The organism is Enterobacter cancerogenus (assembly GCF_019047785.1).
Classification (GTDB): Bacteria; Pseudomonadota; Gammaproteobacteria; order Enterobacterales; family Enterobacteriaceae; genus Enterobacter; species Enterobacter cancerogenus.
Genome location: NZ_CP077290.1, coordinates 4640179 through 4653140, shown reverse-complemented (window position 1 = coordinate 4653140; position 12962 = coordinate 4640179). Strand labels below are relative to the sequence as shown.

Genomic DNA, 12962 nt, shown 5'->3' with positions numbered 1-12962 from the left:
GGTCTTTTCGTGGCAAGTGCAAATAAACTCACGCTCTTCATCGTGATATTCATGCTGGCGGGTATTCTTTCAGGGGCGGTTATTCATGAATATGCGCCAGCGGAGGCGGTGAAAACCTGGTCGGAGAACATTACGCTGCTGACCGATATTTTCCTGCGGCTGATTAAAATGGTGATTGCGCCGCTGGTGTTCAGCACCTTAACGGTCGGGATCATGAAGCTCGGCGAAACCTCAACCATCGGGCGCGTCGGCGGTAAAGCGATGGTCTGGTTTATCAGCTCCTCCGTGCTGTCTATTCTGGTGGGGTTATTTATCGTCACCCTGGAACGTCCCGGCAGCGGCCTGAATCTCACCATTCCGACAGAAGCGGTGGATACCGGTCTGGCGGTGGGCGGCATGACGCTGAAAGCGTTTCTCTCCCACACCATCCCGACCAGCATCGCCGGGGCGATGGCGGATAACGAGATCCTGCAAATTGTCGTGTTCTCGCTGTTCTTCGGCATTGGTGGCGCGTCGCTGGGGCAAAAATTCAACGCTCCGCTGGTTGCCGCGCTTGATGTGGTCTCCCATATCATGCTGAAGGTAACCGGCTACGTCATGTACGTCGCCCCGCTGGCTATTTTTGCGGCTATCTCGTCGGTGATTGCCACCCAGGGGCTTGGGATCCTGCTGAACTATGCCTCGTTCATCGGCGGCTACTATGTGGCTATCCTCCTCACCTGCCTGGTGCTGCTGGCGGTGGGCTATATGGTGCTGAAAAAAGAGATATTCCGCCTGGTCAGCATGCTGAAAGATCCGGTGCTGGTGGCGTTTACCACCAGCAGTTCTGAAGCGGCATACCCTAAAACGCTGGAACAGCTGGAACGTTTTGGCTGCTCGCGCAATATTGCCTCGTTCGTCCTGCCGATCGGTTACTCCTTTAACCTGGTGGGATCGATGGTGTACTGCTCATTTGCCTCAATGTTTATCGCCCAGGCTTACAATATTCACCTGAGCTTTACGGAAGTGACGGTGCTGATGCTGACCCTGATGCTGGCCTCAAAAGGGATCGCGGGCGTACCGCGTTCTTCGCTGGTGGTGCTGGCCGCAACGATCCCGAGCTTCAATATTCCGGTTGCCGGTATTCTGCTGCTGATGGGTATCGATCACTTCCTCGATATGGGGCGTTCAGCCATTAACGTGCTGGGGAACGGGATTGCTACGGCGATGCTGTCGCAAAACGAAGGTGCGCGGGAAGCGGAGGCTGAGCTGGTGGAACAGGAAGCGTAAGGGTGTAAAAAAGCCGGGTGGCGGCTTCGCCTTACCCGGCCTAAAAATGCTCGAACGTATAAGCCGGGTAAGCGTGAGCGCCACCCGGTATCGTTTTAGGCCACGTGGCTCGCCGCGATATCCAGCAGCGCCATCTCATCGCTGTTCAGCAGCTTCTCAATGTTCACCAGAATCAGCATACGTTCGCCGAGCGCGCCCAGCCCCGTCAGGTATTCGGTGGACAGCGTGACCGCAAACTCCGGTGCCGGACGGATTTGATCGGCGGTGAGTGACAGAACATCGGACACGCCATCAACCACAATCCCCACCACGCGCTGGCCGAGGTTCAGCACAATCACCACGGTATTATCGTTGTATTCTACGTCGCCCTGGCTGAACTTCACGCGCAGGTCAACGATAGGCACAATGACGCCGCGCAGGTTAGTCACGCCCTTGATAAAAGCAGGCGTGTTGGCAATGCGCGTAACCTGATCGTAACCGCGGATCTCCTGCACCTTAAGGATGTCGATACCGTACTCTTCATCACCTAACGTGAAAACCAGGAATTCCTGTCCTGATGGCTCGCCCGCCAGTTTCGTTACATTACTCATACCGGTCATGTTTTTACCTTCTACTTAATCAGGCGGCTGTGTACGCCACACGTTGTTCACGATTTAATCCCTGAAGCGCCGACACATCGACGATCAGCGCCACGCTGCCATCCCCGAGAATGGTGGCAGCAGAAATGCCTGGCACTTTGCGATAGTTGCTTTCGAGGTTCTTCACCACCACCTGGTGCTGACCAATCAGCTGATCGACCAGCAGCGCATAGCGGCGACCGGCGCTTTGCAAAATCACCACGATACCCTGCGTGGCCTCGGTTTTTGCACCGTCCACTTCAAATACTTTCCACAGCTCGACCAGCGGCAGGTACTCCCCGCGCACTTCGAGCACGCGCTCGCCGCCCGCCAGCGGATGCAGATCTTCTTCGCGCGGCTGCAGCGATTCCATCACCGCGTTCAGCGGTAGAATAAAGACCTCGTCGGCCACCTTAACGGACATGCCGTCGAGGATCGCCAGCGTCAGCGGCAGCAGGATGCGGATGGTGGTGCCGGCCCCCTGCTTAGACTTGATCTCGACGTGGCCGCCCATCTCCTGGATGTTACGTTTCACCACGTCCATGCCCACGCCACGCCCGGAGACATCCGTCACCTGCTCGGCGGTGGAGAAGCCCGGCGCGAAGATCAGCATGCCAACCTCTTCATCGGTCATGTTTTCGTTCACCGCCATGCCCTGCGATACCGCTTTCGCCAGGATACGCTCACGGTTCAGACCGGCACCGTCGTCGGTCACTTCAATGCAGATGTTACCGCCCTGGTGTTCCGCAGAAAGAATCAGGTTGCCCACCGGAGATTTCCCCGCTGCGATGCGGTTTTCCGGCAATTCAATACCGTGGTCAAGGCTGTTACGCACCAGGTGCGTCAGCGGATCGATAATGCGTTCGATCAGGCTCTTATCCAGTTCGGTTGAGCTGCCCATCAGCGTCAGCTCAATCTGCTTATTGAGCTTACCGGCCAGATCGCGCACCAGGCGCGGGAAGCGGCTGAAGACATACTCCATCGGCATCATACGAATGGACATCACCGATTCCTGCAGATCGCGGGCGTTACGTTGTAACTGACCCATGCTGGTAATGAGATCGCCGTGGGTGACCGGGTCCAGCTCGTTAGAGCGCTGGGCCAGCATAGACTGGGTGATCACCAGTTCGCCCACAAGGTTAATCAGCTGGTCGACCTTCTCAACGGCCACGCGGATGCTGGTGGATTCACTGGAGCGCGCCGCCGGTTTTTCACCGCGGCCAGGCGCAGCCGGCTCTTTCGGCACGGCTTTCAGCGCAGGCGCTGCAGGCACTACTGCAGGCGCAGCGACCTCAGCAACACCCTCTTCCACTGGCGCCGGGGCGTCAGCAACGGACGTTTCGGTTTCAAAGGCAATCTGGTCGGCTTCGATAACAAAGCACAGGACCGCCACGATGTCGTCCTGGCCGATCCCGTCGTCCAGCGTCGCCGCCAGGCTGTCTTTGCCTTTCACCACGTTGCTTAAGGTCGCCAGGTTACCCAGCTCTTCTTCCAGCAGATTGACTTCATTCTCTTTCAGACGAGAGAGAACCACGCGCAGTTTTGCGGGCTGCCCGGCGGCAGGCGTGGCATCGGCTGGCGAAACCGCATCGACAACGCTCAGTTTCGCAGCAGGGACGGCAGGCGCGGCGGCCTCGCCTTTTGCTTCCAGCGCAAGCTGGCGAAGCGCATTGCAGATGTATTCAAAGCTTGCTGCATCAGGCTCTGTCGAACTTTTATAGGCGTCGAGCTGTTCCTGCATAATATCTTTGGTTTCCAAAAACAGGTTGATAATATCGGTATTGAGCTGCATCTCACCGCGTCGTGCTTCATCGAGCAGGTTTTCCATTAAATGGGTCGTTTCCTGCAGGATGGTAAAACCAAAGGTTCCGGCGCCGCCTTTAATGGAGTGCGCTGCCCGGAAGATGGCATTCAGCTGCTCTGAATCCGGTGCTTCAGGCACCAGATCCAGCAGGTGTTGCTCCATATCAGCCAACAACTCGTCGGCTTCATCAAAGAATGTCTGGTAAAAATCGCTAATATCCATGCTCACGCTATCACCTCGGATTGGCTGGTGGCGATGTTGGAACGGCAGCCGAAGGGACGGCCCCAGGCTGTTTTAAATCGTCCAGTGACTCATTCTGACTTTCGGCGTTTTCATGCAGGATGGCCTGCTCCGCCTGCTGGTTCAGCACTAAAAGACTGATACGACGGTTGATGGCGTCATCCGGCCCGCGGTCGGTGAGGCGCATGGTTGCTGCCATGCCGACCACGCGCAGGACCTTGCCATCATCAAGCCCACCCGCCACCAGCTCGCGACGCGAGGCGTTGGCACGATCGGCAGAAAGCTCCCAGTTGCTGTACCCTTTCTCGCCATTAGCATAGGGGAAATCATCCGTGTGCCCGGAGAGGCTGACCCGGTTAGGGATGCCGTTCAGCACTGGCGCAATCGCCCGCAGAATGTCGCGCATATAGGGTTCCACTTCCGCGCTGCCGGTTTTAAACATCGGGCGGTTCTGGCTGTCGATGATCTGAATGCGCAGCCCTTCCTGCACCAGGTCAATCTTCAGGTGCGGACGTAACGCGCGCAGCTTCGGATCGGCTTCAATCAGTTGATCCAGATCCCCGCGCACTTTTTTCAGGCGCGCCTGCTCCATCCGTTTTTTCAGCTCGTCGATGTTCGGCTCTTTTTTCACCTCACCCTTTTGCTGGGTGTAATCATCGCCGCCGCCCGGGATGGGGCTATCACTGTTAGAAATACGCTGCCCACCGGTCACTGCCGTCGCCAGCGGTGTTCTGAAATATTCCGCAATCTGAATCAGCTCTTTCGGGCTGGAGATGGAGATCAGCCACATCACCAGAAAGAAGGCCATCATGGCGGTCATAAAATCGGCGTAAGCAATTTTCCAGGAGCCGTGCGAGCCGTGCCCGTGCCCCTTATGCTTGCGCTTTTTTACGATGACGATCGGATGGGACTGGTTTTTCATGCGTCCTCAGTGGTCGTCTGTTGGTTTGGATTTTTCACCGCGCGTACATGTTCTTCCAGCTCGATGAACGACGGACGTTCGCTGGAGTACAGGGTTTTACGTCCGAATTCCACGGCGATAGGCGGCGCGTAACCGTTGAGGTTGGAGAGCAAGGTTATCTTCACGCACTGCATCATTTTGGTGGTTTCGGCGCTTTTCTGGCGCAGCACGCTGGCCAGCGGGGAGATAAAACCGTACGCCAGTAAAATACCGAGGAAAGTGCCCACCATAGCGTGGGCAATCAGCGCCCCCAGCTCTGCCGCCGGGCGATCCGCCGAGGCCAGCGCGTGAACCACGCCCATTACCGCCGCGACGATACCGAATGCAGGCAGCGAGTCACCCACCAGCGCCAGGCTGTTCGCCGGCACTTCGGATTCACTTTCGTGGGTCTCGATCTCTTCGTCCATCAGCGCTTCGATTTCGAAGGTGTTCATGTTGCCGCTGATGATCAGGCGCAGGTAATCGACGATGAAATCCAGCATCATGGCATCGGCCAGAATACGTGGGTAGCTGGCGAAGATTTCGCTCTCTTTCGGGTTTTCGATATCACGCTCCAGCGAGAACATCCCCTGCTGACGCGACTTCGCCATCAGGCGATAGAGCAGTGCCAGCAGGTCCATGTACATGCTTTTGGTGTATTTCGAGCGACGGAACAGCAGTGGAATAGCTTTCAGCGTCCCCTTGATCGATTTACCGTTGTTGCCAACGATAAAAGCCCCTACCCCTGCGCCGCCGATGATAATAAGTTCAGCCGGTTGATAGAGTGCTCCAAGGTGCCCGCCGGTCATCATGTAACCGCCGAAAACTGTACCGAGAACTACCAGGTAACCTAATAAGATAAGCACGACATCATCCTTCCGCTAGTGACTATGGCAGGATGTTCATTTCGACAGTGTGCCCAAAATGCGGGTAAAAAAAAGCAGCGGTAATGACTTACCGCTGCTGGAATCTTGCCCACAAGGTCGGGTTAAACAGCCTGTTCGATCTGTTCATCCAGCAGTTGTGGAATAATATCGGCAGCATCCCGGGAAAGTTTACGTCTTTTTACTGCCCTGGAAGGCGGCTGACATAAACTGCAGGCAAAGCTGCCTACGGGCTGATGTGCATGGGTGATAAAATTGCCGTCGCAGCAGTTGCAGCGCGACAGTTGCAGCATTCCGCTTTCAACAAAACGCACCAGCGTCCATGCGCGGGTTAACGCCAGCAGAGGACCTTCTTCCTGCTGTGGGCATTGCTCAAGGTAAAGCTTATAGGCTTTGATCACGGCGTCGACGCCGGTGCACAGCCCCGTCTTCAGAAGATACTGCCATGCGTTGCAGAACATAGACGCATGAATGTTCTGCTCCCAGGTCATAAACCAGTCGGTCGAAAACGGCAGCATGCCTTTCGGCGGTGGGCTACCACGTAACTCTTTATACAGTTTAATAAGACGGCCACGGCTCAGCTGCGTTTCGCTTTCCAGCATCTGTAAACGCGCACCCAGCGTAATGAGTTCCATTGCCAGCTGTATGTCACGGGCTTCCTGAACAATGCTTTTCTCGCTCATTTTTTATGCCCTTTTCTTACGGGCAGCGTCATCAGGCTGGCTGATTTCGGTGAGCAAGCGGGTGGAAAGGAGAATACCGGTGTGGATCTGCTGGAGATCGTCTACGCGGGAATCCTGGGTCAGACGCGTAATGGTCTGCGGACTGTCAAAGCGGAACTGGCAAACAAGCTGATTGGTCTCTGCCAGTTTTACCATTTGCGGGAGCGTTAATCCGCCCAACATGGTGGCTATCTCTTCGTTAATACCCAGACGAAACATTGCGGATGCTTTGTCCTGACTAATCAAACGCTGTGCCAGCAATAAATACGACAAGTTGATGTCATAGATATGTTTTAGCAACTCGGATGTATGCATTTTCCCCATCCCGAATAACCAACTATTATTTTTATGCGGACAGACCGCACCCCGTGATGTCGCCGGGAAATCACCCGGTATAAAAGAAAAGGCCAAATGCATAGTTGAATTAAGATTTGTATGCTTATGCAGTAAAACGCGCAGTGACCCCGACACGTCTTTACGCATCGCTTACGCCTTTTATCATTTCTTACAAATAACTAAGATTTTTCCTAATTCGACGCAAACTCTACTCGTCAGTTTTGCCACATACAATCCAGCCTCCCCCGAATTTTAAAAAAAATGTGATCCACATCACATAAATTGAGTGAATATACTCCATAAACCCATCAGCGAGGCTTGTAAGTTGGTTAATAATTGAGCAAATCACACTGTTTTATATTCTTTATGATCGAATACTCATGCAGAAGTGTGAACAAATGGGTATGTGGAAGGGCTTTTTAGTGCTGTTAAAGTTGCATTAATGTTAAAAACGTCTACCCCCTCACACGTGTTACTCTTTATTACTGTTAATCAGTAAGTTACACATCTACGCTCTACAGGTAATATCATCAGGCAATTATCACCCATGCGTTAATAACGCTTCAGAATGATTCAGCCGCACAAGCATTTAATTTTGTGATTTGTATTAAGTTGTTAATTTTTTTCATTTAGACATACTTTTCAGTTATTCTTCTTATAAGAATAATTAATGAATAATTATGATAAGCGTCACACTAATGACATGGTCCCCTCTTGCAGACTCGGGCGTTTCGCGGTAATGCTGAACGCATACCGTTTCTCAGACGCCAAAGGAGTGTGTGATGAGTTACTCCCATCTTCTTGTTTCCGTTGCTGTTTCCCCGGAAAGCCACCAGCTTGTTGCCCGTGCGGTCTCTATCGCCCGGCCCAACAACGCCCGCATCAGCCTGATTACCCTTGCCGCCGAGCCGGAAATGTATAACCAGATGGCCGCCCCGATGCTCGAAGATATTCGCGACGTGCTGCAGGAAGAAACAAAAGCCTTTCTGCGGGAGCTGGTAGAGAAAGCGAATTATCCGGTTCATGAAACCGTCATTGCCACAGGCGAATTAAACGAACACATACTGAGCATGTGTCGTCATCAAAATATTGATTTGGTGATTTGCGGGAATCATAACCAGAGCTTTTTTTCCCGGGCAGCCTGCTCGGCGAAATCGATTGTTGGCTCAAGTCTGGTAGATGTTTTGCTGGTGCCTCTCGGGGGCAGTTAATGCCCCCGAGAATAATCACGCCAGTTTAGGGAAGGTCGCGATCTTTTTTTGCAGATGTCCCTCGCTGTCCTGCGGGGTAATGGCGCGTAAATCCTCAATGAACCGCGCCTGCCAGTGATTGATATCATTCTTGCGAATGGTTTCCATCATCTCAGCGTGGCGTGAAATACGTTCCGTCAGCGGCATGGTCAGAGCGCGATCCAGCGCGTTGGCGACGTCATCCCGGTCGTAAGGGTTGACGATAAGCGCAGAGGTGAGCTCATTGGCCGCACCGGCAAATTGCGACAGCACCAGCACGCCAGGGTCGGCAGGATCTTGTGCTGCGACATACTCTTTTGCCACCAGATTCATCCCGTCACGCAGCGGCGTGACCAGGCCGACATCCGCATAGCGGAAGACCTTCATCAGGATCTTACGATCGAAGTGCTGATTGAGATAGAACAGCGGCGTCCAGCCCAGTTGCCCGTAGCGGCCGTTAATCCGTCCGGCTTCGGTTTCTAACTGGTGACGAATATCCTGATAGGCCTGCACTTCCCCGCGCGAGGTTGGCGCAATCTGCGTATAGCGGATCTTACCGTGGTGCTGCGGGAATTTTTCCAGCAGGGTCTCGTAGGCCAGGAAACGCTCCGGCAGCCCTTTGGAGTAATCCAGACGCTCTACCGAAAAGATGTTTTTCACGTGCTTGAGTTCGTTCTTCAGCTGCGCCAGTTTTGGCGGCAGCGGCCCGGATGCCTGTTCGGCAATCTCGTCAGGCTCAATTCCGATAGGATACACCTCGGTGTGGAAGGCTTTGCCCCACGCGGTGTGGGATTTGCCCTCGTGGGTCACCAGACGCGTTTTACCCGAGATGCTGTCGAGGAAGGCCAGCCTGTCGTTTTCGGTCTGGAAGCCGAGCAGATCGTAATCCGCCAGTGCCTCAAGGATCTCGTCGTGCTGAGGCAGCGCGGTGAAGATTTCCGGCGTCGGGAACGGGATATGCAGGAAGAAGCCAATCCGGTTATTGACGCCCCGTTTACGCAACTCTCTGGCAAAGGGCAGAAGATGATAATCGTGGATCCATAAAATATCGTCTTCCTCGATTAAAGGCAGCAGTTTATCCGCCAGCAGGGCGTTCACCCGCATGTAGCCTTCAAAGCCCTCGCGCTGAAACTTAACGAGGTCCAGACGATAGTGAAAAGCGGGCCACAGCACGGCGTTGGAAAACTCCGAGTAGTACTCGTCATAGTCTTTTTCGTTCAGGGCGAACGAGGCCCATGTGATGTTGCCGCGCGTGACTTTCTTCAGCGGTTTCTCTTCATTACTGATATCCCCACTCCAGCCGAACCAGAGGCCACCGGCGGCTTTCAGGGCACCTAACACCCCTACCGCCAGGCCACCTGCGCTGGCTTTTTTATCATCCGGCGGTGCGATGCGATTAGAGACGACGACTAAGCGACCCATAATGATTTCTCCCGTTGTTTTGCGCTATTTGTTGTTGTTGCTGGTTAGCGACGTCAGATATCCACTGCCAGACGCTGGCGACACTTTCCAGCCGCCATTTGGCACGTGTTTCTCCAGGGCCGACTTTGACAGATATCCCTCCGGCCTGGTTTACCACACTGAACCCGGCCTCATCGGTCAGGTCATCCCCAAAAAATACCGGCGTCCTGCCTTTAAACGGTGGCTCAGCCATAAATGCAGCAATGGCGGCGCCTTTATTTATCCCTTCAGGTTTGATTTCTACCACGCATTTACCCGGCTGGAGCGCAAGCTGAGGGTGTGCATCAGCCAGGCTACGGGCAATGGAAAATATCGCCGCTTCATGGTGAGGTGCCTGGCGATAGTGCAGCGCAAAGGCCATGCCTTTGGCTTCCAGTTCGGTGCCCGGAAGCTGTGCCAGCGACGCGATAAGCTCCGCATGCAGCGTGTTAATCAACGCCTCAGGAAGCGAGACAATATGCAATTGATCATGGATGTCGCGGCGCTCCGCTCCGTGTACTCCAGCCAGCGGAAAGTGGTAAGGCCCGGCGAGCATATCCAGCTCAGCCATAGAGCGCCCTGAAATCAATGCCAGTGCTCCAGCGTTCATCTGCGAGAGCTGATGCAAATCCTCTAACACCGTATCCGGGACCACGACATCGTCAGGATGCGGCTGGATCCCGGCGAGCGTGCCGTCGAGATCAAAAAACCAGGCATATTTACCGGGTAGTACAGGCGGTGCAGTTAACAAGTCAGCCACCCTTTTCCTCCTTACAGTTGACGAGGGGCAAACGCCTTTCCCCCTTTCATAGCCATGTAAGTATAGACAGTGTGACGTCGCTCGCCATTTAGCAACCGCCCCGCCAGCAAAACTGGCGGGGCGGCAGGAGGCTCAACTATGGTTAATAGTTGAGCAGGCTTACGCCAGGAAAAAACTCAGACCGTGCGCTTCGCTTTTTGCTTGTAACGGTCGAATATCACGGCTGCCAGCAGGATCAGGCCACGCACCACATACTGCGAGAACGGTGAAATATTCAACAGGTTCATGGCGTTCTCCACCGTCCCCAAAATCAATATCCCCGCCACCACATATGAGATTTTTCCGATGCCTCCTTTCAGCGAAACCCCGCCCAACACGCAGGCTGAGATGACAATCAGCTCATAACCGATGGAGGTCATTGGCTGGCCGCTGGTCATGCGCGAGGCCAGAATAATCCCCGCAGCCGCCGAGACCAGCCCCGAGAGCACAAAGATGATGATTTTGGTGCGCACCACAGGTACGCCCGCCAGACGCGCCGCCTCTTCATTACCGCCAATCGCCAGGGTATTGCGGCCAAAGGTGGTGCGGTTCAGCAGGAAACCAAACAGGATCAGGCAAGCAACGGTCAGCCAGATGGGCGCAGGCAGGCCCAGCCAGTTGGCATAGCCCAGGGTGAAGAAACGCTCGTCTTCAATCCCGACAGCTTTACCGTCAGAGATAATGTAGGCCAGGCCGCGAACGATCTGCATGGTGGCAAGGGTGGTGATCAGCGCGTTGATCTTCAGCCGGGCGATAACAAACCCGTTCACCAGACCGCTCAACACGCCCAGCATCAGCCCTGCCAGCACGCCGATCCACAGGCTTTCGGTCAGGTTGATCACCACCGCGGCGGTCACCCCCGCACAGGCAATGACCGAGGCCACAGACAGGTCAAAATCGCCGGAGGCCAGACAAAATAGCATTCCGCAGGCCACCATACCGGACATTGAGATAGCCAGCCCGAGTCCCTTCATATTGATGAAGGTAGCGAAGTTTGGAACGAATATGGCGCAGGCGAGGAACAGCACGGCAAAGACCACCAGCATGCCGTACTGATCCCAGATGCGCCCAAAACTGAATGCCGTCTTCGGCGCTCCGGATGTAGTAACAGAGGACATCATTGACTCCTTACTCAGGCGACAGCCTGGCTAACTTTAGGCATGGCGAGACTCAACGCCAGTTGTTCATTCGCCTGTTCATGCAGCAATTCACCGGCAATTTCCCCTTCACGCATCACAACGATGCGATCGGCAACGCCGAGGACCTCTGGCAGATCGCTTGAGGCGAATAGCACCGCCACGCCCCGTTTTGCCAGCTCATAAATGACGTTATAGATTTCGTGCTTCGCCCCCACGTCGATGCCGCGCGTCGGCTCGTCGAGCATAATCACCTTCATGTCTTCCGACAGCCAGCGGCCCAGGATCGCCTTCTGCTGGTTTCCGCCTGAAAGGTTCATGATCAGCTGTTCGGCACCCGGCGTTTTGATATTCAGCGAACGGATGTGGTGTTCGGCGTTGCTCGACTCCCAGCCGTCGTTGATCAGGCATCCGGCGCGGATAAACTTGCGGCGAGCAGAGATATTGATGTTGTCGCGAACCGAGTGCACCGGAATAATCCCTTCTGCCTTGCGATCTTCCGGGCAGAGCATGATGCCGGCGGTGATGGCGTGGGCAGGCTTCTGAATATCGACTTTTTTCCCGTCGACCAGAATCTGCCCCTGGGTAATGCGCGTACCGCCAAACAGCCCTTTCAGCAGCTCGCTGCGCCCTGCCCCCACCAGGCCAAACAGCCCGACAATTTCACCGCTGCGCACCGAAAGCGAAATGGGCGTGCGCACGCCGGGCGCTTTCACCGTATCCAGACGCAGGCGTTCCGGCCCGTACTCGCGCGGTTTCCAGTGGTAGATATCCCCGAGATCGCGCCCGACCATCGCCTGTACCAGCTGGTCATGGTTGACCTGCTGCATATCGGTGAAGGTGCGCACGTAGCGGCCATCTTTGAATACCGTGATGGCATCGCTTAAGGCGAAAATCTCCTCCATGCGGTGAGATACATACAAAATGATGCGGCCTTCTTTACGCAGCTCGCGGATCACCCGGAAAAGATTGTCGATTTCCCGCGCGGATAACGAACTGGTTGGCTCGTCAAAGGCGATGATTTTGGCGTTACGCGCCAGCGCTTTGGCGATTTCCACCATTTGCCACTGGCCGATGGAGAGATACTTCAGGGGCGTTTGCGGATCGACGTCCAGCCCGAGGTGTTTTAACTGCAGGCCCGCTTCATAGTTCAGCAGCGAGCGATTGACCACGCCGCTTTTATGCGGCAGCTGGCCTAAATAGATGTTTTCCGCCACGGTCATCTCAGGAATAAGGTGCAGCTCCTGATAGATGATGGCAACGCCCGCGTTGAGCGCCGCCGTGGTGTCGGCAAAGGCGACCTCTTCGCCGCGAATAGCCAGCGTGCCGGTGGTGGGCGTGTAGTTACCGCTGAGAATTTTGAGCAGCGTGGATTTTCCCGCGCCGTTCTCCCCCATCAGGGCGTGAACCTGGCCGGGATAGCAGTCGAAGCTGATATCGGTCAGCGCGTTTACACCGGGGAAGGTTTTACCGATGCCGCGAAAAGAGAGATACGGTAAGGACTGTTGCATAACGACTCCGTGATACCTGTTGTGTGTACGTCAGG

The 12962-nt window shown here is 54.9% G+C and carries 12 protein-coding genes; 2 read left to right on the top strand and 10 right to left on the bottom strand.

All coding sequences use genetic code 11. The features are described from left to right. Window positions 1-9 precede the first annotated feature (9 nt). Window positions 10-1269, top strand: a complete 1260-nt coding sequence (locus I6L58_RS22050) for a dicarboxylate/amino acid:cation symporter (RefSeq protein WP_088208247.1) — start codon at window positions 10-12, stop codon at window positions 1267-1269. A 95-nt stretch (window positions 1270-1364) separates the two neighbouring features. On the opposite strand, the gene cheW is transcribed toward I6L58_RS22050, so the two are convergent. The 6 genes from cheW to flhD all read right to left on the bottom strand — a co-directional run bounded on the left by cheW (window position 1365) and on the right by flhD (window position 6791). After that, on the bottom strand, window positions 1365-1868 hold the full coding sequence (gene cheW, locus I6L58_RS22045; RefSeq protein WP_006176083.1) for a chemotaxis protein CheW: 504 nt from the start codon (window positions 1866-1868) through the stop codon (window positions 1365-1367). A 19-nt stretch (window positions 1869-1887) separates the two neighbouring features. Then, window positions 1888-3918, bottom strand: a complete 2031-nt coding sequence (gene cheA / locus I6L58_RS22040) for a chemotaxis protein CheA (RefSeq protein ID WP_088208246.1) — start codon at window positions 3916-3918, stop codon at window positions 1888-1890. 4 nt (window positions 3919-3922) lie between these two features. Next, entirely contained in the window at window positions 3923-4852 is a 930-nt protein-coding gene (gene motB / locus I6L58_RS22035; protein WP_006176085.1) for a flagellar motor protein MotB, read from the bottom strand. Further along, complete coding sequence (gene motA, locus I6L58_RS22030) at window positions 4849-5736, bottom strand: flagellar motor stator protein MotA (protein ID WP_008500417.1); 888 nt, start codon at window positions 5734-5736, stop codon at window positions 4849-4851. The genes motB and motA overlap by 4 nt, the downstream gene beginning before the upstream one ends. A 122-nt stretch (window positions 5737-5858) precedes the next feature. After that, a complete protein-coding gene (gene flhC, locus I6L58_RS22025) occupies window positions 5859-6437 on the bottom strand; it encodes a flagellar transcriptional regulator FlhC (RefSeq protein WP_006176087.1) in 579 nt (192 codons plus the stop codon). 3 nt (window positions 6438-6440) lie between these two features. Continuing rightward, window positions 6441-6791, bottom strand: coding sequence for a flagellar transcriptional regulator FlhD (gene flhD, locus I6L58_RS22020; protein WP_088208407.1), 351 nt, complete (start codon window positions 6789-6791; stop codon window positions 6441-6443). 803 nt (window positions 6792-7594) lie between these two features. Here flhD and uspC point away from each other — a divergent pair. Further along, complete coding sequence (gene uspC / locus I6L58_RS22015; RefSeq protein WP_006176089.1) at window positions 7595-8023, top strand: universal stress protein UspC; 429 nt, start codon at window positions 7595-7597, stop codon at window positions 8021-8023. Window positions 8024-8038: 15 nt separating this feature from the next. On the opposite strand, the gene otsA is transcribed toward uspC, so the two are convergent. The 4 genes from otsA to araG form a co-directional block, all read right to left on the bottom strand. After that, window positions 8039-9463, bottom strand: coding sequence for an alpha,alpha-trehalose-phosphate synthase (gene otsA / locus I6L58_RS22010; protein WP_006176090.1), 1425 nt, complete (start codon window positions 9461-9463; stop codon window positions 8039-8041). Beyond that, window positions 9438-10241: a trehalose-phosphatase gene (gene otsB, locus I6L58_RS22005; protein WP_088208245.1), complete on the bottom strand. Its 804-nt coding sequence runs from the start codon at window positions 10239-10241 to the stop codon at window positions 9438-9440. The genes otsA and otsB overlap by 26 nt, the downstream gene beginning before the upstream one ends. Window positions 10242-10417: 176 nt before the next feature. After that, window positions 10418-11398, bottom strand: a complete 981-nt coding sequence (gene araH / locus I6L58_RS22000; RefSeq protein WP_042320084.1) for an arabinose ABC transporter permease AraH — start codon at window positions 11396-11398, stop codon at window positions 10418-10420. A gap of 14 nt (window positions 11399-11412) precedes the next feature. Then, window positions 11413-12927 (bottom strand): L-arabinose ABC transporter ATP-binding protein AraG, encoded by a 1515-nt coding sequence (araG, locus tag I6L58_RS21995; protein WP_006176093.1) that lies wholly within the window; start codon window positions 12925-12927, stop codon window positions 11413-11415. Window positions 12928-12962 lie beyond the last annotated feature (35 nt).

Bases quoted from the DNA above. Each gene is read 5' to 3' on its own strand.
- cheW (WP_006176083.1), bottom strand. From the start codon at position 1,868: ATGACCGGTATGAGTAATGTAACGAAACTGGCGGGCGAGCCATCAGGA.
- motB (WP_006176085.1), bottom strand. From the start codon at position 4,852: ATGAAAAACCAGTCCCATCCGATCGTCATCGTAAAAAAGCGCAAGCAT.
- flhC (WP_006176087.1), bottom strand. From the start codon at position 6,437: ATGAGCGAGAAAAGCATTGTTCAGGAAGCCCGTGACATACAGCTGGCA.
- flhD (WP_088208407.1), bottom strand. From the start codon at position 6,791: ATGCATACATCCGAGTTGCTAAAACATATCTATGACATCAACTTGTCG.
- uspC (WP_006176089.1), top strand. From the start codon at position 7,595: ATGAGTTACTCCCATCTTCTTGTTTCCGTTGCTGTTTCCCCGGAAAGC.
- otsA (WP_006176090.1), bottom strand. From the start codon at position 9,463: ATGGGTCGCTTAGTCGTCGTCTCTAATCGCATCGCACCGCCGGATGAT.
- araH (WP_042320084.1), bottom strand. From the start codon at position 11,398: ATGTCCTCTGTTACTACATCCGGAGCGCCGAAGACGGCATTCAGTTTT.
- araG (WP_006176093.1), bottom strand. From the start codon at position 12,927: ATGCAACAGTCCTTACCGTATCTCTCTTTTCGCGGCATCGGTAAAACC.